Here is a 24,883-nt window from a genome sequence, read left to right on the forward strand (position 1 = left end):
GAATCAGTTGGTGGGGTACCCTAGAGATGACCGCGACGAACCTCGTGCCGATCCCGGAGCTTTACGTCTCGGCGGAAAGCGCCGTGAAGCTCAAGCTCGAGGCAACGGACCTCGTGTCCTGGGACCTGACGCCGCGGCAGATCTGCGACCTCGAACTGTTGATGAACGGCGGGTTCAACCCGCTCAAGGGCTTTCTCGGCAAGGCTGATTACGACGGCGTCATCAAGGACATGCGCCTCGCCGACGGCTCGCTCTGGCCGATGCCGATCACCCTCGACGTCTCCGAGGCGTTCGCCGGCAAGGTCGAGCCCGGCCAGGACATCGCGCTGCGTGACCAGGAGGGCGTGATCCTCGCCATCATGTCGGTCACCGACAAGTGGACGCCGGAGAAGTCGCTCGAGGCCGAGGCGGTGTTCGGCGCCGACGACCTCGCGCATCCGGCGGTCAACTACCTGCACCACAAGGCCGGTCCGATCTATCTCGGCGGGCCGATCACCGGCATCCAGCAGCCGACGCATTATGATTTCCGCGGCCTGCGCAACACCCCGAACGAGCTGCGCGCGCTGTTCCGCAAGCTCGGCTGGCGGCGGATCGTGGCGTTCCAGACCCGCAACCCGCTGCACCGCGCCCACCAGGAGCTGACCTTCCGCGCCGCGCGCGAGGCCCAGGCCAACCTGCTGATCCACCCGGTCGTCGGCATGACCAAGCCGGGCGACATCGACCACTTCACCCGCGTGCGCTGCTACGAGGCGGTGCTGCCGCAGTACCCGGCTTCGACCACGGCGCTGTCGCTGCTCAATCTCGCGATGCGCATGGGCGGCCCGCGCGAGGCGGTGTGGCACGGCCTGATCCGCCGCAACCACGGCTGCACCCACCTCATCGTCGGCCGCGACCACGCCGGCCCGGGCAAGAACAGCCAGGGCAAGGACTTCTACGATCCCTACGGCGCGCAGGACCTGTTCCGCCAGCACGAGGCCGACATCGGCGTCGAGATGGTTGACTTCAAGCAGATGGTCTACGTCCAGGAAAAAGCCCAGTACGAGCCGCGCGACGAGGTCGAGGAGGGGCAGACCATCCTCGACATCTCCGGCACCGAGCTGCGCCGCCGCCTGCAGGAAGGCCTCGAGATCCCCGACTGGTTCTCGTTCCCGACCGTCGTCGAGGAGCTGCGCAAGTCCAAGCCGCCGCGCGCCGCGCAGGGCTTCACCGTGTTCTTCACCGGCTTCTCCGGCTCGGGCAAGTCGACCATCGCAAACGCGCTGATGGTGAAGCTCATGGAGATGGGCGGGCGTCCGGTGACGCTGCTTGACGGCGACGTGGTGCGCAAGCACCTCAGCTCCGAGCTCGGCTTCTCCAAGGAGCACCGGGACATCAACATCCGCCGCATCGGCTATGTCGCGTCCGAGATCACCAAGAACGGCGGTATCGCGATCTGCGCGCCGATCGCGCCCTATGCCGCGACCCGCGCCGCGGTGCGCGAGATGATCGAGGCCTACGGCGCCTTCCTCGAGGTCCACGTCGCGACCTCGATCGAGGAGTGCGAGCGCCGCGACCGCAAGGGCCTCTACAAGCTGGCGCGCGAAGGCAAGATCAAGGAGTTCACCGGCATCTCCGACCCCTACGAGGAGCCGGCGAAGCCTGAGCTGAAGCTCGAGACCGAAGGCAACGAGATCGACTATTCGGCGCAGCAGGTGATCCTGAAGCTCGAGAACATGGGCCTCATCAAGGCCTGATCTTCGGGCGTGCTTCTGGTTTCGCGGCGCTGGCCCCCGGGCTGGCGCCGCGTGCGTTTCGGGGCCTTCGACAAAGCGGCGCGTCAGCCGCGCGCGCGGTGGCGTTCGGCGCGCGCCGCGCTGCGAGGGAGTCGCGGGTTTTGACCCGGGCCCTGCCGGCAACCTTCGCGAGGGTTGCTGCGTTTGAAGATCTGCGTGGGAGGCGCTTGATGAAGCGGCTGCTTCACCAAGGCGCCGCTTCCAGCCTCGGGTGCCGAGGCGGGCCGGCCTCAAGGGTGAAGGGCGGCCAGCCGCCCCGGGCCGCAGGCGGCCCGCCCTTGACCCCATCCCGACCCAGCCGGAAGAAAAAGGAGTCAGCCGCCCTCGGCGATGCGCACGAGGTAGCGGCCGTATTCCGTCTTGAGGTACGGCTCCGCCAGCGCCTTGAGCGCGGCGGCGTCGATCCAGCCCTCGGAGAACGCGATCTCCTCCGGGCAGCCGATCTTCACGTTCTGCCGTTCCTCGATCATCCGCACGAAGTTGCCGGCATCGAGCAGGCTGGCGTGCGTGCCGGTGTCGAGCCAGGCAAAGCCGCGGCCCATGCGCTCGACGTTGAGCAGGCCGTCGGCGAGGTAGGAGGTCAGCACCTCGGTGATCTCGAGTTCGCCGCGTGGGCTCGGCCGCACCGCGCGGGCACGCGCGGGCGCGCTGCCGTCGAGCACGTAGATGCCGGTCACGGCGAAGTTCGATCGCGGCTTCACCGGCTTTTCCTCGATCGAGAGCACCGTGCCCTCGCGATCGAACGCGACGACGCCGTAACGCTCGGGGTCGCGCACCTGATAGCCGAACACCGTGCCGCCCTCCGGCCGGGCGCCCGCCCGCTTCAGGAGCTGCGGCAGATCGTGGCCGAAGAAGATGTTGTCGCCGAGCACCATGGTCGAGGCGGCGCCGGCGAGGAAATCCTCCGCGAGGATATAGGCCTGCGCCAGACCCTCGGGCCGCGGCTGGACGATGTACTCGAAGCGCATCCCCCACTGGCTGCCGTCGCGCAGCAGCCGGCGAAACTGCTCCTGATCGTCCGGCGTGGTGATGATCGCGATCTCGCGCAGGCCGGCGAGCATCAGCACCGACAGCGGATAGTAGATCATCGGCTTGTCGTAGAGCGGCAGCAGCTGCTTCGACAGCGAATGCGTGATCGGATAGAGCCGGGTGCCGGAGCCGCCGGCCAGGATGATGCCCCTGCGGTCGGTCATGCGCTGGTTTCTCCGAGTTCCTCGAGCACCTCGTCGAGCGCGAGGCGCCAGTCGGGCTGCGCGATGCCATAGGCGGCCTCGATGGCGCTGCAATCGAGGACCGAGTTTGCCGGGCGCGCGGCCTTGGTCGGCCAGTCGGCGGTGGTGATCGCCGTCACCGCCGGCCGCTCTGCCCAGCCGGTGCGGGCGAAGATCGCCTCGGCGAAGTCTGCCCAGCTCACCGCCGGCGCGCCGGCATAGTGGAAGATGCCGGCCCGGCCGCGGCCGCGGCTCCAGTCGGCGGCGATGGTCCAGAGCGCCCCGGCAATGTCGGCGGCGGCGGTCGGGCAGCCGTGCTGGTCGCCGACGACGCGCATCTCCGGGCGGCCCTTGCCGACCTTGAGCATGGTCTTCACGAAGTTGCCGCCGTGGGCAGAGAACACCCAGGCCGTGCGCAGCACGACGTGATCGGGGCACGCGGCCACCACCGCCTGCTCGCCGGCGAGCTTGGACCGGCCATAGGCGCCGAGCGGCCCGGTCGGGTCGTCCTCGCGCCACGGCCGGCCGGGGGTGCCGTCGAAAACATAGTCGGTCGAGACGTGCAGAAACGGCACGCCCTTGTCGGCGCAGGCAGCGGCGATGACCCCGGGCGCGGTCCCGTTGATCCGCAGGGCAAGCTCCGGCTCGTCCTCGGCCCGATCGACGGCGGTGTGCGCGGCGGCGTTCAGCACGACATCGACGCTGGCCGCGCGCACGGCGGCGGCGCAGGCGTCGGGGTCGGCGAGGTCGGCGGCGGCGCGGTCGAGAAAGCTCGCCTCGATGCCAAGCTCGCCCGCGGCGCGCCGCAGCTCGCGGGCAACCTGGCCGGTCGAGCCGAAGACGAGGGCGCGCATCAGCCGCCGGCCTGCTTCAGGCCGAGGCGCTCCAGCGTGTGGCCGCGCGCCTGGATCGCCTGCCACCAGTCGCGGTTCTCGAGATACCAGCGCACGGTGCGGCGCAGCCCCTCGTCGAGCGTGACCGACGGCTGCCAGCCGAGTTCGCGGCGGATCTTCGTCGCGTCGATCGCATAGCGGAAGTCGTGGCCCGGCCGGTCTGTGACGAACTCGATCAGCCGCGCATGCGGCGCGCCCGCCGGATGCATCTCGTCCATCAGCGCGCAGATCCGCTCGACGATCGAGATGTTCGTCGCCTCGGCGTTGCCGCCGATGTTGTAGCTTTCGCCCACCTGCCCGCGGGTGGCGACCGCCAGCAGCGCCGTCGCGTGGTCCTCGACGAACAGCCAGTCGCGCACGTTCTCGCCACGGCCATAGACCGGGATCGGCTTGCCCGAGAGTGCGTTCAGGATCACCACGGGGATGAGCTTTTCCGGGAAATGGAACGGCCCGTAGTTGTTCGAGCAGTTCGACAGCACCACGGGCAGGCCATAGGTCTCGTGCCACGCCCGCACCAGGTGATCGCTCGCCGCCTTCGACGCGGAGTAGGGCGAGTTCGGCGCGTAGGCGGTCGTCTCGGTGAAGAGGCCGGTTTCGCCGAGGGTGCCGAACACCTCGTCGGTCGAGATGTGGTGGAAGCGGAAATCCCGCCCGGGCTTGTCGCGGCTGCCGCCCCAGAAGGCGCGCGCGGCTTCGAGCAGGGTATAGGTGCCGGTGATGTTGGTGTCGATGAACGCCGCCGGCCCGTCGATCGAGCGGTCGACATGGCTCTCGGCGGCGAGGTGCATCACCGCGTCGGGCGCATGCCGGGCGAAGATCGCGTCGAGCGCCGCGCGGTCGCGGATGTCGGCCCGCTCGAAGGCATAGCGGTTCGAGGCGGCGATGCTGTCGAGATTCGCCGGATTGGCCGCGTAGGTCAGCGCGTCGAGCACGATCACCTCGTGCCCGTCGGCCACCGCCTGCCGTGCCACGGCGGAGCCGATGAAGCCCGCCCCTCCCGTCACCAGAAGCCTCATGCTCGAACCCCTTACTCAGGCCGTCGCGAACTCGAACGGCGAGACCCACTCGCGGAATGCCGTCGCGGCCCGGTCCTTGTCGGACAGCGTCACCTCACCGGCGGGAACGCCCCAGTCGACGCCGAGCCCCGGCGAATTCCACAGCACGCTGCCATCGCTGGCCGCGTCATAGCCGTTGTCGACCTTGTAGATGACCAGCGTGTCGCGTTCCAGCGTGACGAAACCGTGCAGGAAGCCGCGCGGCACCAGCAGTTGCGCGCCGTTCTCGGCCGACAGCACCTCGGACACCCACTTTCCGTAGGTGGGCGAGCCGCGGCGCACGTCGACGGCCACGTCGCGCACCGCGCCCTTCGCCACCCGCACCAGCTTCGCCTGGGCGAACGGCGGCGCCTGGTAGTGCAGGCCGCGCAGCGTCCCGGGCTTTGCCGACAGGCTCTCGTTGTCCTGCACGAACTCGGTCGAGAGACCGGCCGCGGCCATGCGGGCCGCGCTCCAGGTCTCGCTGAAATAGCCGCGCGTGTCGCCGAAGCGGCGCGGGGTCAGTACCTTCACGTCGGGAAGGTCGGTGGCCCGGATATCCATGAGGCGCAGGCTTAGTCGATCCCCGCGCGGTGCGTCCAGAGCCTTTTGCGGTGCAGCAGGAGGCCGCGACCGTTGCGCTCCTGCATAAATCGGCGGGAATTTTCCGGCGGGATGCCGCCGCGCTTTGCCGGACGCGTTCGATTGCTTAAGATTCCCGTAACGAAGAAGAGGTGGGCAGGCATGGGGGCTCGGGCGGGAGATCGATTCCTGATGCGCGGCTTGCTTTGCGCGTCGGCGCTCGCCGCGGCTCTGGCATGTCCGGCGCCGGCCGGCGCGTTCACGCTGCTCGGGATCCACCTCTGGGGCGCGCGCGAGGACGAGAACCGCGTCGAGGTGATCGACCCGCTGACCTATACCGTGACGCTCGACGTGACCGGCCCCGGCGCCGGGCTGCGGGCGGGTCTGCAGCGGGCGTCCTCGCTCTGGACCGGCCGGAACGACCCGGCGTCGGGCACCGGCGGTCTGCTCTCCGTCGCCCGCGGCGACTACCGGCGGCTGCTCGCGGCGCTCTATGCCGAAGGATACTACGGCCCGTACGTCAGCATCACGATCGGCGGCAAGGAAGCCGCCGACCTGACGCTGGCGCGGGAGTTTCCGCAGGACGTGCCGGTGGCGGTGCGAATCGACACCGGGCCGCTGTTCCGGTTCGGCACGGCCGCGGTGGTGAACCCGCCGCCGGAGCAGATCTCGGCGAACGACGAGGTCGGCACGCTCGACTCGATCGGCTACAAGACCGGGCGCCGGGCGCGTTCGGCCGTGGTGACGCAGGCGTCGGCGCTGATGATCGAGCAATGGCGGCAGGTCTCGTACGCCAAGGCGCGCGAGGCCGACCGCGAGATGCTGGCCGACCACGCCAACGACCAGCTCGACGCGACGCTCACCCTCGATCCCGGCCGGCCGGCACACTATGGCCCGACCAAGGTCGTCGGCACCACGCGCACCGATCCGGCGTTCATCGCCTTCATGGCCGGGCTGCCGGAGGGGCGGGCGTTCGACCCCGACGACATCACCGCCGGCCAGGCGCGGCTGAACCGCCTCGGCATCTTCCGCTCGCTGCGCTTCGAGGAGGCGCCGGAAATCCTCGACGACGGCAGCCTGCCGATGACGATCAGCGTCGAGGACCGGGCGCCGCGGACGATCGGCTTCGGCGGCACCTACTCCACGATCGACGGCCTCGGCGTCTCGGCCTACTGGATGCACCGCAACCTGATGGGCCGCGGCGAGCGGCTGCGCTTCGACGCCAGCGTCGACGGTCTCGGCGCCTCGCTCGATCCGCAGGATTACGACTACAACCTCGGCGTGACGTTCACGAAGCCAGGCGTCCTGACGCCGGACACCGACTTCGTGACCTCGCTCGTGGGCAGCAAGGTCAACTACGACACCTACAGCGAGCGCTCGGTCACGGCGAAGGCCGGCCTGCAGCAGTCGCTCGGCCGCTTCATCACCGGCAGCGTCTTCGTTCTCGCCTCGCGGTCGCGTTTCGACGACGACTTCGGCATCCGTCACTTCACCAAGTTCGGCCTCGACGGCACGTTCCAGTACGATCGGCGCGACAACAAGTTCGACGCGACGCGCGGCTACTATCTCGCGATCACCGCAGACCCGTTCTACGAGGCGGAGTACGGCAACACCGCGCTCCAGACCACGATCGAGGGGCGCGGCTATCTCGGCTTCTTCGAGGACCGCAAGCTCGTGCTCGCCGCCCGGGCGCTGGTCGGCACCTACGTCGGCGCCAGCATCGAGGAGAGCCCGCCCGACATGCTGTTCTTCGCCGGCGGCGGCGGTTCGATCCGCGGCTATTCCTACCGCTCGATCGGCGTGCCGTTCACCAATGCCGACGGCGTGTCGTTCACCGCCGGGGGCCGGGGCATCGTCGAGGCGTCCGGCGAAGTGCGCTATCGCTTCACCGACAACTGGGGGGCGGTCGCCTTCGTCGACACCGGCTTCGTCACCGCCGACCCGACCCTCTCGGGCGACAGCGACTTCAAGACCGGCACCGGCCTCGGCGTGCGCTACTACACGCCGATCGGCGTCCTGCGCGGCGACCTCGCGACCCCGCTCGAGCGGGCAAGCGGCGACTCGCGCGTCGCGCTCTACATCGGGATCGGACAGGCGTTTTGAAGCGGATCCTCGCTCTTCTTTCGGTGCTCCTGCTCGTGGCAATCGCCGCGGTGGCGCAGGACGAGGCCAACGACCCCGGCGACAACACCTTCATCACCCGCTTCATCCAGAACCGCATCTCCGCCCCCGGCCGCGAAATCCACCTGAGCGGCGTCTCCGGCGCGCTCTCCTCGAGCGCGCGCATCCAGCGGATCACCGTCTCCGACGACCAGGGCCCCTGGCTGCAGATCGAGAACGCGCAGCTCGACTGGAGCCGCCTCGCCCTGCTGCGCGGCCGGCTCACCATCAACCGGCTGGCCGCGGACCAGATCCTCTGGCTCCGCCGCCCGGTGATGCCCCCCGCGCCCAAGCAGCTGCCGCAGGCCGAGACGCAGCCGTTCTCGCTGCCCGAGCTGCCCGTCGCGGTGAACCTCCGCGACCTGTCCGTGCCGCTCGTGCGCTTCTCGCAGCCGGTCTTCGGCCAGGCGGCGGACATCAGCGTCGCGGGCCGGCTCACGCTCGCCGACGGCGCCCTCGACACCGCGCTCGACATCAAGCGCCTCGACCAGCCCGGCGGCACCCTCGCCCTCAACGCGGCGTTTTCCAACGCCTCGCGCCAGCTCGACCTCGACGTGGCGCTGCACGAGCCGAAGGGCGGCATCGTCGCGACGCTGCTCCGCATCGAGGGCACGCCGGCGGTGGACCTGACGCTCGCGGGGTCCGGGCCGCTCGAAAAGGTCGACGTGAACTTCGCGCTCGACGCCGACCAGACTCGCGTCGCCGCCGGGCTCGTGGCGCTGCGGGCCAGGGACGACGGCCTCGGCTTCGACGTCGACTTCGGCGGCGATCTCGCGCCGCTGATCCCGGCGCAGTTCCGCGACTTCTTCGCCGGTCACAGCAGCGTCAGGGCGCAGGGCGTCTCCAAGACCGGCGGCGGCGTCCGCGTCGACACGCTGGCGCTCGCCAACGATGTGCTGAAGCTCGACGGCAGCCTCGAGACCGGCACCAACTATCTCCGCCGCCTGACGCTGACCGGCAACCTCGGTGATCCGGCCGGCCCGCCGATCACCCTGCCCGTGCCGGGCGCGCGCACGCGGCTCAATTCCGCGGCGCTGCATGTCACCTATGGCGACGCGGCGCACTGGGACGGCCTCCTCGTCCTCGACCGGCTGCAGGCCGCCGACCTCGCCATGGAGGACGTGACCTTCCGCATGGGCGGTCTCGCCCAGAACCTCGACGACCCGGCCACCCGCAACGTCACGGTCAACGTCGAGGGCCTCGCGACCGGCCTGTCGTCGCCCCGCCCGGAGGTTGCCAACGCGCTCGGCAAGCGGATCGACCTCTTCGCCGACGCGGTGCTGCCCCCCGGCGGCCCGGCGACGATCAACCAGCTCCAGCTCAGCGGCAACGGCCTGTCGATCTTCTCCGCCGGCGAGCTGAAGAATTTCGTCTACACCGGCCGCAACTCCGTGCGCGTCGCGGACCTCGCGATCTTCGCCGGCCTCGCCAACCGCGACCTCGGCGGCGCCATCGACCTGACCGCCGAGGGCAGCGTCAGCCCGCTGGTCGGCGGTTTCGACCTCGCCTTCGACGGCACGGCCAACGATGTGCGCGTCGGCATCTCGCAGGTCGACCCGCTGCTCGCGGGCGAGACGACGCTCTCCGGCCGCGTCGTCCGCGACAGCCAGGGCTTCCGCACCGAAGACCTCAAGCTCGCCAACCCGCAACTTGCCTTCGCCTCGAACGGCCAGGTGTCGAGCACGAAGACCGACATCGGCTTCGAGGCGTCGATCTCCGACCTCGGCCTTGTCGACCCGCGCCTCGGTGGCGCGCTCACCGCCTCCGGTCACGCCTCCGGCGCGGGCCAGCCCGTCGCCGTCAGCCTCACCGCGGCGATCCCGACCGGCCACCTCGCCGACCGGGCACTCACCAACGCCACCCTCGGCTTCAACGGCTCGGTCAACGGCACCGATGTCATGGGCACCGTCACCGGCGGTGGCGGCCTCGACGGCCTCACGCTGTCGCTCGCCGGCGACATCGCCTCGGTCGGGCAGGATCGCTCGGTCAAGGGTCTCGAAGTCATCATCGGCCCGAATCGCCTGAGCGGCGACCTCGCCCGATCCGGCAGCGACCCGCTGGTCGGCCGGCTCAACCTCCACGCCCCCGACGTCGCCTCGGTCGCGGCGCTCGCGCTCGTCGACGCCCGCGGCGCCGTTGATGCCGACCTCACCTTCGCGCCGGTCGATGTCGGGCAGGGCGCGGCCGGCCAGCGCGTGAAGATCGCCGCCGGCGCCAACGGCGTCGCCGTCGGCGCCACCCGGGTCGGCCAGCTCAACCTTCAGGCGGACGTCACCGACGCCTTCGGCGTGCCGCTCGTCGACGGCACGCTCAATGCCAGCGACGTGGCCGCCGGCGGCATCGCCGTCAGCTCGCTCAACGCCACGGCCAGCCGGGCCGAGGCGAACCGGATGCAGCTCTCGGCCAACGCCCGGCTCGCGATCGGCACCCAGATCGACACGTCGGGTGAACTCGCCCACCTCGACGGCGGCGGCGTCGAGGTGACGCTCGCCTCGCTCAACCTGCGGCAGCAGGACATGTCCGCCACGCTCGCCGCCCCCTCCACCGTCACGGTGCAGGGCGGCAACGTGATGCTGACCCCGCTGAAGCTCAGCATCGGCAACGGCAGCCTGACGGCAGAGGGCAAGGTCGCCGACACCTTCGACGTCGACGTGGCGCTCTCCGCCGTGCCGCTGGCGATCGCCAACACCATCCAGCCGGCGCTCGCCCTCGCCGGCACCGTCGACGGGCGGGTGCGGATCACCGGGCCGCGCGGCGCGCCCGACGTCACGTATGACCTCACTGCCGCCGACGTGGCGTCGGCGATCACCCGCAACGCCGGCCTGCCGCCCGTTCACCTCGTCTCCTCCGGCCAGACCCAGGCCGGCCGCCTCGTGCTCACCGCCAATCTCAGCGGCAACGGCATCGCGGCGTCCGCCAACGGTGCCGTGCCGCTCGGACAGGGCAACATCGACCTCGCGATCGAGCTCGGCTCGTTCCCGCTGGCCCTCGTCGACCGGGCCGCCGGCAGCCGCGGCCTGCGCGGCACCGTCGCCGGCACCGGCCGCGTCACCGGCACCCTCGCGAGCCCGCAGGCGGTGTTCAACGTCCACGGCACCGGGATCACCGCGAATCTCCTGTCGTCGAACGGCCTGCCGGCGCTCGGCTTCACGCTCGACGGCAACTTCCGCTCCAACACCGTCCGGCTCGAGTCTGCCCGGTTGACGGCGCCGGGCGGCCTCGACATCGCGGGCTCGGGGACGATCCCGCTCGCGGGGCCCGGCCTCGACGTGCGGGTGAACGGCAGCGTGCCGCTCGCCGTCGCCAATCCGTTTCTCGCCGAGCGTGCCGCCCAGGTCGCCGGCACGGCGCGGATCGACGCCACCGCCCGCGGCGCGCTCACCGCGCCGCAGCTCGGCGGCACCGTCAAGATCGCCGGCGCGACCTTCGTCGACCCGCAGACCAACGTCCGGCTGGAGGGGATCACGCTCGACGCTGCGTTGCAGGGCAATGCCGCGATCCTGCACACCTTCCGCGCCAATGTCGTCTCGGGCGGCTCGATCGAGGCCGAGGGCCGGGTGACACTGGCCGCCGGCTATCCCGCCGACCTGACGGCGCGGATCAACGACGTGGTCTACACCGACGGCGCCTTTGTCAGCACCCGGGCCAACGGCACGCTGGCCATGCGCGGGCCGCTCGTCGGCCGGGGCGGGATGCTGACCGGCCAGATCGACCTCGGCCGCACGGAGATCTCGGTCGCCGAGGGGCTCGGCGCCGGCGGGGCCGCGCTCGACCAGGTGGAGCACCGCGCCCCGCCGCGGCCCGTCTCGGTCACGCTGAAACGCGCCCGTCTGAACGAACCGCGCCGCGCCGACAGCTCGCCGCCGCAGATCGGCCTCGACATCCTGGTGCGCGCGCCGAACCAGATCTTCGTGCGCGGGCGCGGCCTCGACGTCGAGGTCGGGGGCGAGCTGCGGGTGCAGGGCACCATGGCCGACATCCAGCCGGTCGGGCAGTTCGACCTGCGCCGTGGCCGGATCAACATCCTCACCCAGCGCATCGAGTTCGACGAAGGGTCGGTGCAGCTCATCGGCAACCTCGATCCGCAGCTGCGCTTCGTCGCGGAAACCCAGTCGGGCGACGTGACGGCGATCGTCACCGTCGAGGGCCGAGCGTCGGCGCCGACCATCACCTTCTCCTCGCAGCCGGAGCTGCCGCAGGACGAGGTGGTTGCCCGCGTGCTCTTCAACCGCGCCACCGACAGCCTGTCGCCGTTCCAGCTCGCCCAGCTCGCCGCCGCCATGGCCGAGCTGGCCGGCGGCGGCGGTCCGGGCATCATGGACCAGCTGCGCAATGCCACCGGCCTCGACGATCTCGACGTGGTGACGACGGAGGACGGTGCAACCGCGGTGCGCGCCGGCCGCTACATCTCCGACCGGGTGTATGTCGACGTCCAGAGCGATACCCGCGGTGTCAGCCAGGCGCAGGTGAACTATCAGATCAGCAACTCGCTGAACGCCCGCGGATCGGTCGGCACCGACGGCAACACCACGATCGGCCTGTTCTTCGAACGCGACTACTGATCGAGGGACGGGCCGGCGGGCATGTCTGCGCCGCCCAGGGTATTCATACTGGCAGAAACCCTATCGGGCAGTCGCGAGGGGCCCCGCAACAGCGGGGAGACCAGATGACTCTGCGGGCGACAGCCCGCTGCCGCCGAAGGGAGGCCGCAAAGGCGGCCGACCGACAAGCGTCGCCCGAGCGGGGGGCGCCTCGCCCCCCCGAGGACGGCGCTCCCTCCCTACGCCAGCAGCCGCGCCACCCGCTGCCGCCCGCGCTCCAGCACGGTCCCCAGCTCGAAGCCGGTGAGCTGCCCCTCCGCGACCACCTGCCGTCCCTCGACGATCAGGTCGCGCACGGCGAACGGCCCGCAGAGCACCAGCGCCGCCACCGGATCCCAGGCGCCCGCGGCGCCGAGCCCCGAGACGTCCCAGACCGCCAGATCCGCCCGCCGCCCCGGCGCGATCACCCCGAGCTTCGCCCCCGCGGCCCAGCACCTCGGCGCCGCCGCGAGTGGCGATCTCCAGCGCCTCGCGCGCGCTCATCGCATCCGCGCCGTTCCGCACCCGCTGCAGCAGCATCGCCTGCCGCGCCTCCGAGAGCAGGTGCCCGGTGTCGTTCGAGGCCGACCCGTCGACCCCGAGCCCGACGCGCACGCCCGCGTCGCGCATCTGCCGCACCGGCGCGATCCCCGACCCGAGCCGGCAGTTCGAGCACGGGCAGTGCGCGACCCCCGTCCGGCTCCGCGCGAAGAGGTCGATTTCGCCGGCGTCGAGCTTGACGCAGTGCGCGTGCCAGACGTGCTCCCCGGTCCAGCCCAGATCCTCGGCATACTGCCCCGGCCGGCAGCCGAACTGGCTGAGCGAATAGGCGATGTCCTCGTCGTTCTCCGCGAGATGGGTGTGCAGCATCACGCCCTTGTCGCGCGCCAGGTCCGCCGCATCGCGCATGAGGCCGGTCGAGACCGAGAACGGCGAGCAGGGCGCGAGCCCGACCCGCACCATCGCGCCCGGGGCGGGGTCGTGGAACGCATCGACCACCCGGATCATGTCGTCGAGAATCGCCGGCTCGGCCTCCACCAGGCTGTCCGGCGGCAGCCCGCCCGCGCTCTCCCCGAGGCTCATCGCGCCGCGGGTCGGATGGAACCGCACGCCGACCGTCGCCGCGGCCGCGATGGTATCCTCGAGCCGCACGCCGTTCGGGAAGATGTAGAGATGATCCGAGCTGAGCGTGCAGCCGGACAGCGCCAGCTCGGCCAGCCCGATCTGCGCCGAGACGAACATGTCCTCCGGGTCCATCCGCGCCCAGATCGGATAGAGCGTCTTCAGCCAGCCGAAGAGCAGCGCGTCCTGTCCGGCGGGAACGGCCTTGGTGAGGGTCTGGTAGAGGTGGTGATGGGTGTTCACCAGTCCGGGCGTCACCACGCAGCCGGTGGCGTCGATCGCCGCGTCGGCCGGCCCGAGGTCGGGCCCGACCGCGACGATCACCCCGTCCTCCACCCGGATGTCGCCGACCAGCTCGCGCCGCTCGTCGTCCATCGTCACGATGGTGGCGTTCCTGACCACGAGGCTCGGCATCGCGTCCCTCCGCTTGCAGCGGGCGAGCCCCTCGCTCCTGCCCGACGCTCGAGCGTGCCGGGGGTTCTCCACCGGAACAAGACGCATCCGGCGGCAAGAGCTTCGGAAAAATCCTGAAAGTCGTGGGCTTGCAAGGCGCCAGCCGACGCGAGGCCGGCGCGGGCGGGGCGGCGGTCAGACCACCACCACCCCGTTGTGCTTGGCCTTGTCCTCGGGCTCGACGTGGATGGTGACGAGCGTCCCCTCCACCGCCTGCTTCAGCGCCCGCTCGATGCGGTCGCAGATGTCGTGCGCCGCACTCACCGGCATCTGGGCCGGCACCACCAGGTGAAAGTCGATGAAGGTCACGCGCCCGGCGTGGCGGGTGCGCACGTCGTGGGCCTCGATCGCGCCTTCCGCATGCTGGGCGATCACCTCGCGGATGCGGCTCAGCTCCTGGTCGGACACCGCCTCGTCCATCAGGCCGCCGAGCGACTGGCGGATCACCTTCCAGCCGGACCACAGGATGTTGAGCGCCACGAGACCGGCAAGCGCCGGATCGAGCAGCGCGATGCCGGTATAGAGCGCGAGGCCGATGCCGATCACCACGCCGATCGAGGTGACGACATCGGAAAGGAGATGCTTGCCGTCCGCGACCAGCGCCGGCGAGCGCAGCCGGCGGCCGCGGCTGACGAGGATCCAGCTCCAGCCGGCGTTTGCGACGCTGGCGAGGCCCGCGAGCGCAAGGCCGAGGCCCGGGGCCTCGATCGTCCGCGGCGCCCGGATCGCGCCCCAGGCCTCGCGCAGGATCAGGAGCGCCGCGATGGTGATGAGCGCGCCGGCGAGGACCGCGCTGAAATACTCGACCTTGTGGTGGCCGTAGGGGTGATTGTGGTCCGGCGGCTGCTCGGACAGCCGCACCGCCAGCAACGCGGCGATGGCGGTCGCCACGTTGACGAAGCTCTCGATCGCGTCCGAGTAGAGCGCGACCGAGCCTGTCACGGCGTAGGCGAGGTACTTGATCCCGAGGACGATCACGCCGACCAGGATGCTGCCGGCAGCGATCTTCACCGTCTCGCTCATCGTCCTCTCCCGACCTGCCGCTGGCGAGGGCTTTAGACGCCCCCGCCGGGGTGGACAACCCACGCGGGGCGAGTCCGTGGCGGGCGGGGTCAGTACCGTTCCGGCACGTAGAGCTGTTTCGGCAACACCTGGCGCTCGTAGTCCGGATTGAAGATGCGCTCCGGCAGGTGGATGTCCTCGTGCGGCACCGGCTCGTAGGGGATGAGGCCGAGCAGGTGGTCGATGCAGTTCAGCCGCGCCCGCTTCTTGTCGTTGCCCTCGACGATGTACCACGGCGCCTCGGGGATGTTGGTGCGGTCGAACATCTCCTCCTTGGCCTTGGTGTAGTCTTCCCAGCGGACCCGGCTCTGCAGGTCCATCGGCGACAGCTTCCACTGCTTCAGCGGGTCGTGGATCCGCATGAGAAAGCGCAGCTGCTGTTCCTCGTCGGTGATCGAGAACCAGTATTTGACCAGCCGGATGCCGGAGCGGACCAGCATGCGCTCGAATTCCGGCACGTCGTGGAAGAACTCGCCCACCTGGTCCTCGGTGGCGAATCCCATCACCCGCTCCACCCCGGCGCGGTTGTACCAGGACCGATCGAACAGCACGATCTCGCCACCGGCGGGCAGGTGCGGCACGTAGCGCTGGAAGTACCACTGGCTACGCTCCCGGTCGGAGGGCGCAGGCAGCGCGACGACTCGGGCGACGCGGGGGTTGAGGCGCTGGGCGATGCGCTTGATGACCCCGCCCTTGCCGGCCGAGTCGCGCCCCTCGAAGATCACCACGACCTTTTCCTTGTGGTACTGCACCCAGTCCTGCAGCTTGATCAGCTCGGACTGCAGCCGCAGCAGCTCGCGGAGATAGGTGATCCGCTCCATCGAGGGCGGGTGGTGCCGGCGATAGATCTTGCGGATCTCGCTGCTGAGCGCCGGCTCGGAAAGCTCGAGCTCATAGTCCTCGTCGAGGGTGTCGGCCAGTTCCGCCGCCAGCCAGTCGTCCGCCTCGTCCCGCATCTCTTCCATTGTCTCGCCCCTGTCCCGGTTCGCGTCCTGATGGCCCGCCGGAGGCGCGGGGGAAAGTGAACCTTTGGTGACGCCGGGACGAATGGGCAGGCAGCCGGTTCCCGCACATCGAGAGTGACGCATTCCGCGCGGTGGGACACGGGCCGAGTCCGCCCAAGCCGGTAGCGGCAGGTGTGCACCCACTTGGCCGAACCAACTCCAACCTGGCTCCACTCTTGATAAGTAGCGCCGATGGCGCTACTCTTGAAAATGTCGAAGGGCAATGAAGCCCGCCAGCCGCTGGAGGATCGACATGACCCAGGCCGAGCAGAACCTCGCTGACGACAAGATGCGCGCCGTGATCGCGAAGCTTCTTGCGGAGACGAAGCAGATCGGCCTCAACACCTTCCTTGCGCCATTCCTCGCCGCTGCCGGCGTGATGGGCGCTACGGCGGCCTTGGTGAAGATCTTCCTCGGATGAGTCCGGAGGAGTTCAAGGACGCCAGGCGCGAGCTGGGCCTTACCCAGTCGGAACTCGGGGCTATCCTCGACACGGCGCCCCAGACGATTCGCAAATGGGAAATGGCTGGCGAGCGCTCGACCGCACGCAGCGTCAATCCGGTGGCGGCTCGCGCCATGAACTGGTTCCTCTCCGGCTTCAGGCCGCCCGAGTGGCCGGACAGGGAGCCGTGAAGGATGCTCGGCGCGAATATTGGTGTTCGCAAGGAGCGTTGCGACAGGCGATCTCGGCCGTCCCCTCTGCGGTAAGATTTCAGGATCTTACGGCTTCTGCGTATGCGACGACACCTCGGGTGTGTCCTACCGCGCGGAATGCGTCACATCGAGAGGGAGGGGGTCGGGGTCGGCTCAGGTGACGGCCGATCCGCCCAAGGCGGCCGGTATCAGGCGGCCCGGGCGCCGAATATCGCCGAGCCGACGCGGACGTGGGTGGCGCCATGGGCAATCGCGGTTTCGAAATCGTCGCTCATGCCCATGGAGAGCCCGTCGAGGCCGTTTCGCGCGGCCATGGCGGCCAGCGCGGCAAAGTGCGGCGCGGGGTCTTCGTCGACGGGCGGGATCGCCATCAGGCCAAAGACCGGCAATGCGAGATCGCCGCGCAGCCGGGCGAGGAAGCCGTCGAGTGCATCCGGGTCGATACCGGCCTTCTGGGGCTCGCGGCCGGTGTTCACCTGCACGAACAGCGTCGGGCAGGCGCCGCGGGCCTGCACTGCATCCGCGAGCCGGAGGGCAAGGCTGTCGCGGTCGACGCTGTGGATCGCATCGAACAGCGCCAGCGCCTTGCCGAGCTTGTTGGTCTGCAGCGGACCGACCAGATGCAGGGTGATGCCCGGCACCTCGGCCCGGAGCGGCGTCCACCGGCCCTCCGCCTCCTGGACGCGATTCTCGCCGAAGACCCGCTGTCCGGCGGCGAGCACGGCGCGCACCCGCTCTTCCGTCTGCACCTTGGAGATGGCGACGAGCGTGACCGACCCGGGCGCCCGGCCGGCGCGGGCGGTGGCGGCCGCGATGCGGCTCTCGATGTCGGGAAGGGGCATGGGCGGGCGCTCCGGCTCGGCACGTCTGGCCGGCACGATATACGGCGGCGGTGCCGCGCGATCCAGACCGTGGCCGGAAGAAAGCGCGCCCCGGAGCACCGGAAGAGGGCGCGGCCAAAGAAAGGCGGGCCGAGGCCCGCCTTTCCCTCTCACTGTCCCGTTGTTCGGGATCAGAACGCCATCGTGATACCGAAGTCGCCGACGGTGTCGCCGTTGTAGTCCTGGCCGACGCCGCCGTTGACCGTGGCGCCGCCGCCGAGGTCGTACTGGCCGGTGACGGCGAAGGTGTCGTCGCCGTCGACGTCCGACAGGTCAATGGCCGTGCCGCTCGAGTCCAGCAGGGTGCCTTCGGCCTTCAGGATGTTGCCGTAGAAGGCGCCGAGCGTGAAGGCGTCGAAGCCGAACGAACCACCGACGAGCAGGGACTGGAACTTCGGATCGCCCGAGCCAGCCACGGTGCTGTCCATGTCGGCGTTGACGTAGGTCGCGCCGAACGAGAAGTTCTCGTACTCGGCCTTGAGGCCGGCCGACCACTGCTTGCCGTCGTTGTAGACGACGCCGGTGGTGGAGGTGAAGCCGGTGAAGTCGTTGTAGCCGAGGCCGATCGTCCAGCTGCCGCCGCCGAAGTCGGCGGTGTAGCCGGTGCCGACGACGATGTCGTCGAGGTCGCGGTTGGTCGACGCCGAAATGCCGAAGCCGGCGACATCGAAGTCGTAGCGGACGGTCGGACGCGCCGCCGGGTTGGCCGCGAAGGCACCGGCGTAGTCGTTACCGAAGTGGCCGCCGTTCGAGATGAACGAGGTCTCGTCACGATCGCCGAGGCCCGTGAGCGAGAAGTCGCCCGGGACGTCGCCAACCCACTGCTCGTCAGCCGCGTTGGTGTCGCCGTAGGTCAGCGTGCCCCAGCTGCCCGACACGAACACGTCGCCGGCCGTCTGGCCATCGGTGCCGCCCTGGCCGCCCGAAGCGTTGTCGGCGCGGATCGTGGCGCCGAAGGTGATGCCGCTGTCGGTCTCACCGGTCATGTTGACGCCGAAGCGGACGCGGGAAACCGCGCGCAGGTCGTCCGTGGTCTCGCCGTTGTCGCCGAGCCAGGTCGAACCGTCGTTCTGAATGTTGTAGCCGAGACCCAGACGGGCGTCGCCGAACAGCGCGATCCCCTGGGCCGAGGCCACACCGGCAATCGCCAGGCCGGCGAACGCGGTGGTTGCGAAGAGCACCTTCTTCATCGCTTTTCCTCGTTGTTCTTCTTTGAAACCCATCTCAAATCCGAGACATCCCGGACCCGTGAGCCTCTCATCTCTCATCGCCCGGCTCAGGGTCAAGCGAATGGCAGGCGGGCGAAAGATTGCCTGCGGCCCTGATGCAAGGACGCCACAGTGGCCGACGGGGCGCACCCGTGCTTTGGGCTTGCCGCCCGCGGGGCTTCACTTTACACACCGCGCGGAGATGCCTGAGGGACCGTCCGGCTCGTGATTGACAAGCGTGCATTCTGTCTCGCCCTTGCCGCCCTCGGGGCGCTGAGCGCCTGTGGCAACTCGGAGCTTCAGCGCCAGAAGGCCCTTGAGCGCCGCAACGAAGAGCAGGAGATCAGCGACGACAGCTTCTTCGACCTGTTCCGCGGCCGGGGCGACGTGAACCATCAGGTCGCGGTCAACCGATTCCTGTGGCAGGCGTCGCTCGACACGCTCTCCTTCCTGCCTCTCGAGGCGGCGGACCCGTTCTCCGGCCTGATCGTCACCAACTGGGGCAGCCTGAACGGCGGCGCCTATCGCGTGACCGTCTATATCTCCGACCCGTCGCTCGACGCGCGGGCGCTGAAGGTCGCAGCCTATCGCCAGCAGGGCGGCCGCGCCGTGCCGGTGGGGGACGCGGAGAACAAGGCGCTGGAGGACGCGATCCTCACCCGCGCCCGCCAGATGCGCATCGCCGTGGCGGGCCAGCAGGGCTGACCGCTGCCGCCTTTCGAGACCTGTTTTCGAGGAAGACAATGTCGCGCTACGACCCCCGCGAGATCGAGCCCCGGTGGCAAGCTGCCTGGGACGATTCCGGCATCTTCGTCGCGCGGCATGACCCGTCGCGGCCGAAGTACTACGTGCTGGAGATGTTCCCCTATCCGTCGGGGCGCATCCACATGGGGCACGTGCGCAACTATACCATGGGCGACATGGTGGCGCGCTATCGCAAGGCGCGCGGCTTCAACGTGCTGCATCCGATGGGGTGGGACGCCTTCGGCCTGCCGGCCGAAAACGCCGCCATGGAGAAGGGCGTGCAGCCCGGCGCGTGGACCTATGCCAACATCGACGCGATGCGGGCGCAGATGAAGCCGCTCGGCCTCTCGATCGACTGGAGCCGGGAGTTCGCGACCTGCGATCCCGAGTACTACGGCCGGCAGCAGGCGCTGTTCCTCGACATGCTCGCCGCCGGGCTCGTCACCCGCAAGAGCGCGCAGGTGAACTGGGATCCGGTCGACATGACCGTGCTCGCCAACGAGCAGGTGGTCGACGGCCGCGGCTGGCGCTCCGGTGCCGTCGTCGAGCGGCGCGAGCTGGTGCAGTGGTTCTTCCGGATCACCGACATGGCCGACGACCTGCTCGCCGCCATCGACCGGCTGGAGCACTGGCCGGACAAGGTGCGCACGATGCAGCGCAACTGGATCGGCAAGAGCCGGGGCCTGCAGTTCAGCTTCGAGACCCGCGGGGCGCCGTCGGACTTCCCGTCGCTCGAGGTGTTCACCACGCGGCCGGACACGCTGATGGGCGCGAGCTTTGCCGCGATCGCGCCGGAGCATCCGCTGGCGAAGGCGCTGGCCGCCGACCCGGCGGTCGCCGCGTTCATCGCCGAGTGCCGGCAGTCGGGCACCTCCGAGGAAGAGATCGAGACCGCGCCGAAGATCGGCTTCGACACCGGCATCCGGGTGGTCCACCCGTTCGATCCGAACTGGGAGCTGCCGGTCTGGATCGCCAACTTCATCCTGATGGACTACGGCACCGGCGCGATCTTCGGGTGCCCGGCGCACGACCAGCGCGATCTGGACTTCGCGCGCAAGTACGGCCTGCCGGTCGCCGATGTCTTTGCCGCGCCGGGCTCCGACGCCCGCGTCGGCAGCGAGGCGTTCGTGCCGCCGAAGACCGAGGCGGTGGCGTATCTCCGCCCGCTCGGGGCGGGTGAGGCGACGACCGGCGAGGTGATGACCGGCGAGGCGGCGGTCGAGGCGGCCATCGACCTCTGCGAGGCGAAGGGCGTCGGCCACGGTGTCGTGCGCTATCGCCTGCGCGACTGGGGGATCAGCCGGCAACGCTACTGGGGCTGCCCGATCCCCGTGGTCCACTGCCCGGCGTGCGGCGTGGTGCCGGAGAAGCGCGAGAACCTGCCCGTCCGGCTGCCCGACGACGTGAGCTTCGAGAAACCGGGCAACCCGCTCGAGCACCATCCGACGTGGGCGCGCACGACCTGCCCGGCCTGTGGCGGGGCGGCGCGGCGCGAGACCGATACGATGGACACCTTCGTCGAATTCGTCGTGGTACTACGCCCGCTTCACCGCGCCGCACGCCGAGGCGCCGACCGACATGGCGGAAGCGGCGTACTGGATGAACGTCGACCAGTACATCGGCGGGGTGGAGCACGCGATCCTGCACCTGCTCTACTCGCGGTTCTTCGCCCGCGCGATGGCGAAGACCGGCCACCTGCCCGAAGCGGCCGGCGAGCCGTTCGACGCGCTGTTCACGCAGGGCATGGTGACGCACGAGACCTACTCCACCGCGGGGCCCGACGGGCGCCCGGTGTGGCGCGACCCCTCCGAAGTGCTGCGGGACGGGGGGGAGCCGCGGCTTGCCGACGGGACGCCGGTCGACATCGGGCCGTCGACGAAGATGTCGAAGTCGAAGAAGAACGTCGTCGACCCGGCCGACATCATCGCCCACTACGGCGCCGACACCGCGCGCTGGTTCGTGCTGTCCGACAGCCCGCCCGACCGGGACGTGGAGTGGACGGCCTCGGGCGCCGACGCGGCGGCGAAGCATCTCGGCCGCGTCTGGCGGCTGGCGCACGAGGCGGCGGGCGCGGTCGGCGGCGAAGGTGATGCCGAGCCGATGATGCGGGCCGTGCATCGGGCGATCCGCGACGTGACGGCGGACATCGAGGGCTTTGCCTTCAACAAGGCGATCGCCCGGATCTACGAGCTGACCGCGGCGATCGGCCGGGCCGAGCGGGTGCCGGCGGAAGAGCGGCGGCTGGCGCTGCGCACGCTGGCGCAGCTCATGGCGCCGATGACCCCGCACCTCGCGGAAGAGGTCTGGGCGACGGTGGGCGGCGCGGGGCTGGTCGCCGCCGCGCCGTGGCCGGTGGCCGACCCCGCGCTGCTGGTCGAGGCGAACGTGATCCTGCCGGTGCAGGTGAACGGCAAGCGCCGGGCCGAGGTGGCGGTGCCGGCCGGGTCGGACGCCGCCACGATCGAGGCGCTGGTGCTTGAGGACGAGGCGGTGCGGCGGGTGCTGGCCGGGGCGGTGCCGCGGCGGCTGATCGTCGTGCCGGACCGGATCGTCAATGTCGTGCTCTGACGTCTCGCGGCGGGGGGTGCTCGGCCTCCTCGCGCTGCTGCCGGCGGCTTGCGGCTTCCAGCCGCTCTATGGCGAGGGCGCGCCGGCCGCGCGCATGTCTGGCCGGGTCGATGTCGGCCTGATCGAGGGCGAGGCCGGCTTCGCGATGCGTGAGCGGCTGACGAACCGCCTCGGCGAGCCGGCCGATGCGCCGTACCACCTCGAGGTCAAGCTCACGCTGACGAGCGCCGGCACCGCGCTGACGCAGGAGAACGTGACCACCCGCTTCGACGTGACCGGCGTCGCGGAATACACCCTGACGCCGGTGGCCGGCGGGCCCGCGGTCGCCTCGGGCGTGGTGCGGTCGGTGACGGGGTTCAACGCGCCCGACTTCGTCGCGTCGACGGCCTTTGCGGCGCGGGCGGCGGAAATCGACGCGGAACGCCGGCTGGCGGTGACGCTCGCCGACGAGATCGTGCAGCGGCTGGCGCTGTCGGCCGGCGGCTGGGCGTGAAGCGCCTGCCATGAAACTCTCGGGCCGCGATGCCGCCCGCTTTCTCGCCCGGCCCGACCCGGGCATTGCCGGCATCCTGCTCTACGGCGCCGATGCCATGCGGGTGGCGCTGAAGCGCAAGGCGCTCGTCGAGGCGCTGGTCGGGCCGAAGGCCGCGGACGAGATGCGGCTGACCCGGCTCGCCGGCGCCGATCTGCGCCGCGATCCGGCGGCGCTCGTCGACGCGGTGAAGGCCGTCGGCTTCTTTCCCGGCCCGCGGGCGGTGCTGGTGGAGGATGCGGGCGAGCCCGCGCTCGCCGCCGTCAAGGCGGCACTCGAGGACTGGGCGGCCGGCGATGCCGCCATCGTCGCCACCGCCGGCAACCTCGGGGCGGGCAGCGGGCTGCGCAAGGCATTCGAGGCGGCGAAGACCGCGGCGGCGATCGGCGTCTATGCCGACCCTCCCGACCGCGCCGAGGTCGAGGCGGCGCTCGCGGCGGCCGGGCTCGCCGGGGCGGGGCGCGAGGTGACGGGCGAGATCGAGTTGCTGGCGCGGGCGCTCGACCCCGGCGACTTCGCGCAGTTCCTTGAAAAGCTCGCGCTCTACAAGCACGGCGACGCCGGGCCGCTCGTCTCCGACGACGTGGCGGCGGTTGCGCCGCCCTCCGGCGAGGCCGAGATCGACGAGGTGCTGATGCTGGCCGCCGACGGCGACGCGCGCGGGCTCGCGCGCGCGTTCCGCGACCTCGGCGGCGGCAGCGCCACCTCGGTGACGATCGCCGCCGCCCGGTATTTCCGCACGCTGCACGCCGCGGCGGCGGCAGGCGATCCCGAGGCGGCGCTGTCGCGGGCGCGGCCGCCGGTCTTCGGTCCGCGGCGCAGCCGGATGGCGGGTCAGGCCCGGGCCTTCGGCCGCGAGCGGCTGGAGACCGCGCTCGGCCTCGTCATGGAGGCGGAACTGGCGCTGCGTTCGTCGCGGCCGGTGCCGGCGAGCGCCCTGGTCGAGCGGCTGCTGATCCGGATCGCCATGCTGCGCCGCGGGTAAGCTGGCGCAAGCGTGATGCCGCCGACCCCGCCGAGGGGGTGTCGGCGGCGGGCGGGCGTTCTACGACTCAGGACTGAAGAGGGGAGGGTGGCATGTCTGCACTGAACGTCGCTCTGCTGGGGCTCGTCCTCGCCGCGCCGCCGGTCGCGGCGGCCGAGGCGCTCTATTCGGTCGACGGCCAGAACCTGCACGTGCAGACGCTCGGCCGCGCGGGGCCGGGCGTGGTGTTCGAATCGGGCCTCGGCGCCGACAGCCATGCCTGGGACAAGGTGGCAGGGCCGATCTCCGGCTTCGGGCAGGTGATCCTCTACGACCGTGCCGGGCTCGGCCAGAGCCAGCCGCTGCAGGCCGCCGACCCGGTAACGGCCGAGACGGTGGCGACGCGCCTGCACGCGCTGCTTGACGCGGTCGGGGTGCCGCCGCCCTGGGTGCTCGTCGGGCACTCGCTGGGCGGGCTCTACCTGCAGATGTTCGCGCGCACCTATCCCGCCGACGTGGCCGGGCTGGTGCTGCTCGATTCGACCATCGCCGAGGAGCCGCCGGAGCTTGACCCGCTGTGGCAGATGGAGCCGGGGACGGCGGAATACCTCGAGGGCGCCGGGATGCCCGAAAGCAGCCGGCAGGTGCGCACCGCCGGGCCGTTCCCGGACGTGCCGCTGACGGTGATGGCGGCGACCGATCACGGCACCGACCTGCACGCGCTCGAGCCCGTCCTGCTGCGCTTTCAGGCCCGCCTCGCCGAGATGTCGCCGCAGGGCCGGCTGGTGATCGCCGAGGGCAGCGGCCACCAGATCCAGGACGACCGCCCGGATCTGGTCATCGACGCGGTGCGTGAGATCGCCGAGCGTTAGTCTTCCGCCCGAGGCTCCAGGCGGTCGAGGATCTGGTCGAGCCGGGTCAGGATGGCGTCGTCGAGCTTGGCCTGGATGCGCAGGATCTCGATCTCGGTGCGCAGGTTCACCTGATAGTCGAGCTGCGCCGCCAGCCGATCCTTATCGGCCTGGCGGTTCTGGCTCATCATGATGACCGGCGCCTGGATCGCGGCCAGCGTCGAGAGCATGAGGTTGAGGAAGATGTACGGGTAGGGGTCGAAGGCGATCCCCCAGCGGCCGAGCACATCGCTGTTCAGCACCATCCAGCCGAGCAGGATCACCGAAAAGCTGGCGATGAAGCCCCATGAGCCGCCGACCGACGCCACCTTGTCGGCCAGCCGGTCGCCGAGGCTGGCCTGGGCGGCGATGACCCGGTTTGCGTCCTGGCTGATCGGCTCCTGCCGGTCGATCTTGCGCAGCACCGCCGCCTCGGCTTCGGCGAGGGCGTGGATCTGCTTGCCGAAGAGGACCTGGGCGAGCCCTTCCTGCCGTTCTGCCATGCTGTCCGCTCCGCCCTGTCTGCCGTTGCGTGCGGCGGAAGATGCGGGATTTGCCGATGCCGTCAA

Annotated in this window: 18 protein-coding genes and 2 pseudogenes; 10 read left to right on the top strand and 10 right to left on the bottom strand. The window is 70.5% G+C overall.

Annotated elements, in window-relative coordinates; all coding sequences use genetic code 11:
* Nucleotides 1-26: 26 nt before the first annotated feature.
* Nucleotides 27-1,733, top strand: a complete 1,707-nt coding sequence (locus QM699_RS18635) for a bifunctional sulfate adenylyltransferase/adenylylsulfate kinase (RefSeq protein WP_415012497.1) — start codon at nt 27-29, stop codon at nt 1,731-1,733.
* Between the two features lie 353 nt (nt 1,734-2,086).
* Here QM699_RS18635 and rfbA read toward each other — a convergent pair whose 3' ends face one another.
* From rfbA to rfbC, 4 genes are read right to left on the bottom strand one after another with little or no spacing between them, the layout of a single operon-like run.
* Nucleotides 2,087-2,965, bottom strand: coding sequence for a glucose-1-phosphate thymidylyltransferase RfbA (gene rfbA, locus QM699_RS18640; protein ID WP_415012498.1), 879 nt, complete (start codon nt 2,963-2,965; stop codon nt 2,087-2,089).
* Nucleotides 2,962-3,837: a dTDP-4-dehydrorhamnose reductase gene (gene rfbD, locus QM699_RS18645; RefSeq protein WP_415012499.1), complete on the bottom strand. Its 876-nt coding sequence runs from the start codon at nt 3,835-3,837 to the stop codon at nt 2,962-2,964. The genes rfbA and rfbD overlap by 4 nt, the downstream gene beginning before the upstream one ends.
* A complete protein-coding gene (gene rfbB, locus QM699_RS18650) occupies nt 3,837-4,892 on the bottom strand; it encodes a dTDP-glucose 4,6-dehydratase (protein ID WP_415012500.1) in 1,056 nt (351 codons plus the stop codon). The genes rfbD and rfbB overlap by 1 nt, the downstream gene beginning before the upstream one ends.
* Before the next feature lie 15 nt (nt 4,893-4,907).
* Nucleotides 4,908-5,474 carry a dTDP-4-dehydrorhamnose 3,5-epimerase gene (rfbC, locus tag QM699_RS18655; RefSeq protein WP_415012501.1) on the bottom strand — a complete coding sequence of 189 codons (567 nt, stop codon included), beginning with the start codon at nt 5,472-5,474 and terminating at the stop codon, nt 4,908-4,910.
* Nucleotides 5,475-5,684: 210 nt separating this feature from the next.
* Here rfbC and QM699_RS18660 point away from each other — a divergent pair, with 210 nt between their 5' ends.
* Complete coding sequence (locus tag QM699_RS18660; protein WP_415012502.1) at nt 5,685-7,595, top strand: autotransporter assembly complex protein TamA; 1,911 nt, start codon at nt 5,685-5,687, stop codon at nt 7,593-7,595.
* On the top strand, nt 7,592-12,214 hold the full coding sequence (locus QM699_RS18665) for a translocation/assembly module TamB domain-containing protein (protein WP_415012503.1): 4,623 nt from the start codon (nt 7,592-7,594) through the stop codon (nt 12,212-12,214). The genes QM699_RS18660 and QM699_RS18665 overlap by 4 nt, the downstream gene beginning before the upstream one ends.
* 218 nt (nt 12,215-12,432) lie before the next feature.
* Here the strand turns inward: QM699_RS18665 and QM699_RS18670 are convergent.
* The 3 genes and pseudogenes from QM699_RS18670 to ppk2 all read right to left on the bottom strand — a co-directional run bounded on the left by QM699_RS18670 (nt 12,433) and on the right by ppk2 (nt 15,825).
* Nucleotides 12,433-13,768: pseudogene (locus QM699_RS18670) on the bottom strand (8-oxoguanine deaminase).
* A gap of 174 nt (nt 13,769-13,942) precedes the next feature.
* On the bottom strand, nt 13,943-14,830 hold the full coding sequence (locus QM699_RS18675; protein WP_415012504.1) for a cation diffusion facilitator family transporter: 888 nt from the start codon (nt 14,828-14,830) through the stop codon (nt 13,943-13,945).
* An 89-nt stretch (nt 14,831-14,919) separates the two neighbouring features.
* Complete coding sequence (gene ppk2, locus QM699_RS18680; RefSeq protein WP_415012808.1) at nt 14,920-15,825, bottom strand: polyphosphate kinase 2; 906 nt, start codon at nt 15,823-15,825, stop codon at nt 14,920-14,922.
* A gap of 301 nt (nt 15,826-16,126) precedes the next feature.
* Between ppk2 and QM699_RS18685 the strand changes: the two genes are divergently transcribed.
* Complete coding sequence (locus QM699_RS18685; protein WP_415012505.1) at nt 16,127-16,294, top strand: hypothetical protein; 168 nt, start codon at nt 16,127-16,129, stop codon at nt 16,292-16,294.
* Nucleotides 16,291-16,506 carry a helix-turn-helix domain-containing protein gene (locus QM699_RS18690; protein WP_415012506.1) on the top strand — a complete coding sequence of 72 codons (216 nt, stop codon included), beginning with the start codon at nt 16,291-16,293 and terminating at the stop codon, nt 16,504-16,506. The genes QM699_RS18685 and QM699_RS18690 overlap by 4 nt, the downstream gene beginning before the upstream one ends.
* A gap of 209 nt (nt 16,507-16,715) precedes the next feature.
* Here the strand turns inward: QM699_RS18690 and QM699_RS18695 are convergent, their stop codons facing one another.
* Together QM699_RS18695 and QM699_RS18700 are read right to left on the bottom strand one after the other, a co-directional pair.
* Nucleotides 16,716-17,369, bottom strand: coding sequence for a YggS family pyridoxal phosphate-dependent enzyme (locus tag QM699_RS18695; RefSeq protein ID WP_415012507.1), 654 nt, complete (start codon nt 17,367-17,369; stop codon nt 16,716-16,718).
* 170 nt (nt 17,370-17,539) lie between these two features.
* On the bottom strand, nt 17,540-18,598 hold the full coding sequence (locus QM699_RS18700; protein ID WP_415012508.1) for a porin: 1,059 nt from the start codon (nt 18,596-18,598) through the stop codon (nt 17,540-17,542).
* Nucleotides 18,599-18,841: 243 nt separating this feature from the next.
* On the opposite strand from QM699_RS18700, the gene QM699_RS18705 reads away from it, so the two are divergent.
* From QM699_RS18705 to QM699_RS18725, 5 genes and pseudogenes are all read left to right on the top strand, one after another.
* Nucleotides 18,842-19,321: a DUF3576 domain-containing protein gene (locus QM699_RS18705; RefSeq protein WP_415012509.1), complete on the top strand. Its 480-nt coding sequence runs from the start codon at nt 18,842-18,844 to the stop codon at nt 19,319-19,321.
* A 38-nt stretch (nt 19,322-19,359) separates the two neighbouring features.
* A pseudogene (leuS, locus tag QM699_RS18710) lies at nt 19,360-21,928 on the top strand (leucine--tRNA ligase).
* A complete protein-coding gene (lptE, locus tag QM699_RS18715) occupies nt 21,915-22,421 on the top strand; it encodes an LPS assembly lipoprotein LptE (protein WP_415012510.1) in 507 nt (168 codons plus the stop codon). Before leuS ends, lptE begins: the two are co-directional and overlap by 14 nt.
* Before the next feature lie 10 nt (nt 22,422-22,431).
* Nucleotides 22,432-23,445 carry a DNA polymerase III subunit delta gene (locus QM699_RS18720; RefSeq protein WP_415012511.1) on the top strand — a complete coding sequence of 338 codons (1,014 nt, stop codon included), beginning with the start codon at nt 22,432-22,434 and terminating at the stop codon, nt 23,443-23,445.
* A 92-nt stretch (nt 23,446-23,537) separates the two neighbouring features.
* Nucleotides 23,538-24,296, top strand: a complete 759-nt coding sequence (locus tag QM699_RS18725) for an alpha/beta fold hydrolase (RefSeq protein WP_415012512.1) — start codon at nt 23,538-23,540, stop codon at nt 24,294-24,296.
* Here the strand turns inward: QM699_RS18725 and QM699_RS18730 are convergent.
* Nucleotides 24,293-24,817 carry a DUF1003 domain-containing protein gene (locus QM699_RS18730; RefSeq protein ID WP_415012513.1) on the bottom strand — a complete coding sequence of 175 codons (525 nt, stop codon included), beginning with the start codon at nt 24,815-24,817 and terminating at the stop codon, nt 24,293-24,295. The genes QM699_RS18725 and QM699_RS18730 overlap by 4 nt on opposite strands.
* Nucleotides 24,818-24,883 lie beyond the last annotated feature (66 nt).

It is taken from the genome of Amaricoccus sp. (genome assembly GCF_047602525.1).
Lineage (GTDB): Bacteria > Pseudomonadota > Alphaproteobacteria > Rhodobacterales > Rhodobacteraceae > Amaricoccus.

Excerpts from the sequence above, each read along its gene's own strand:
- QM699_RS18700 (WP_415012508.1), bottom strand. The coding sequence starts at position 18,598 with ATGAAGAAGGTGCTCTTCGCAACCACCGCGTTCGCCGGCCTGGCGATT.
- rfbD (WP_415012499.1), bottom strand. The coding sequence starts at position 3,837 with ATGCGCGCCCTCGTCTTCGGCTCGACCGGCCAGGTTGCCCGCGAGCTG.
- QM699_RS18635 (WP_415012497.1), top strand. The coding sequence starts at position 27 with ATGACCGCGACGAACCTCGTGCCGATCCCGGAGCTTTACGTCTCGGCG.
- QM699_RS18685 (WP_415012505.1), top strand. The coding sequence starts at position 16,127 with ATGACCCAGGCCGAGCAGAACCTCGCTGACGACAAGATGCGCGCCGTG.
- QM699_RS18725 (WP_415012512.1), top strand. The coding sequence starts at position 23,538 with ATGTCTGCACTGAACGTCGCTCTGCTGGGGCTCGTCCTCGCCGCGCCG.
- QM699_RS18730 (WP_415012513.1), bottom strand. The coding sequence starts at position 24,817 with ATGGCAGAACGGCAGGAAGGGCTCGCCCAGGTCCTCTTCGGCAAGCAG.
- QM699_RS18695 (WP_415012507.1), bottom strand. The coding sequence starts at position 17,369 with ATGCCCCTTCCCGACATCGAGAGCCGCATCGCGGCCGCCACCGCCCGC.
- rfbA (WP_415012498.1), bottom strand. The coding sequence starts at position 2,965 with ATGACCGACCGCAGGGGCATCATCCTGGCCGGCGGCTCCGGCACCCGG.
- QM699_RS18690 (WP_415012506.1), top strand. The coding sequence starts at position 16,291 with ATGAGTCCGGAGGAGTTCAAGGACGCCAGGCGCGAGCTGGGCCTTACC.
- QM699_RS18675 (WP_415012504.1), bottom strand. The coding sequence starts at position 14,830 with ATGAGCGAGACGGTGAAGATCGCTGCCGGCAGCATCCTGGTCGGCGTG.
- ppk2 (WP_415012808.1), bottom strand. The coding sequence starts at position 15,825 with ATGCGGGACGAGGCGGACGACTGGCTGGCGGCGGAACTGGCCGACACC.
- QM699_RS18660 (WP_415012502.1), top strand. The coding sequence starts at position 5,685 with ATGCGCGGCTTGCTTTGCGCGTCGGCGCTCGCCGCGGCTCTGGCATGT.
- lptE (WP_415012510.1), top strand. The coding sequence starts at position 21,915 with ATGTCGTGCTCTGACGTCTCGCGGCGGGGGGTGCTCGGCCTCCTCGCG.
- rfbB (WP_415012500.1), bottom strand. The coding sequence starts at position 4,892 with ATGAGGCTTCTGGTGACGGGAGGGGCGGGCTTCATCGGCTCCGCCGTG.
- rfbC (WP_415012501.1), bottom strand. The coding sequence starts at position 5,474 with ATGGATATCCGGGCCACCGACCTTCCCGACGTGAAGGTACTGACCCCG.
- QM699_RS18720 (WP_415012511.1), top strand. The coding sequence starts at position 22,432 with ATGAAACTCTCGGGCCGCGATGCCGCCCGCTTTCTCGCCCGGCCCGAC.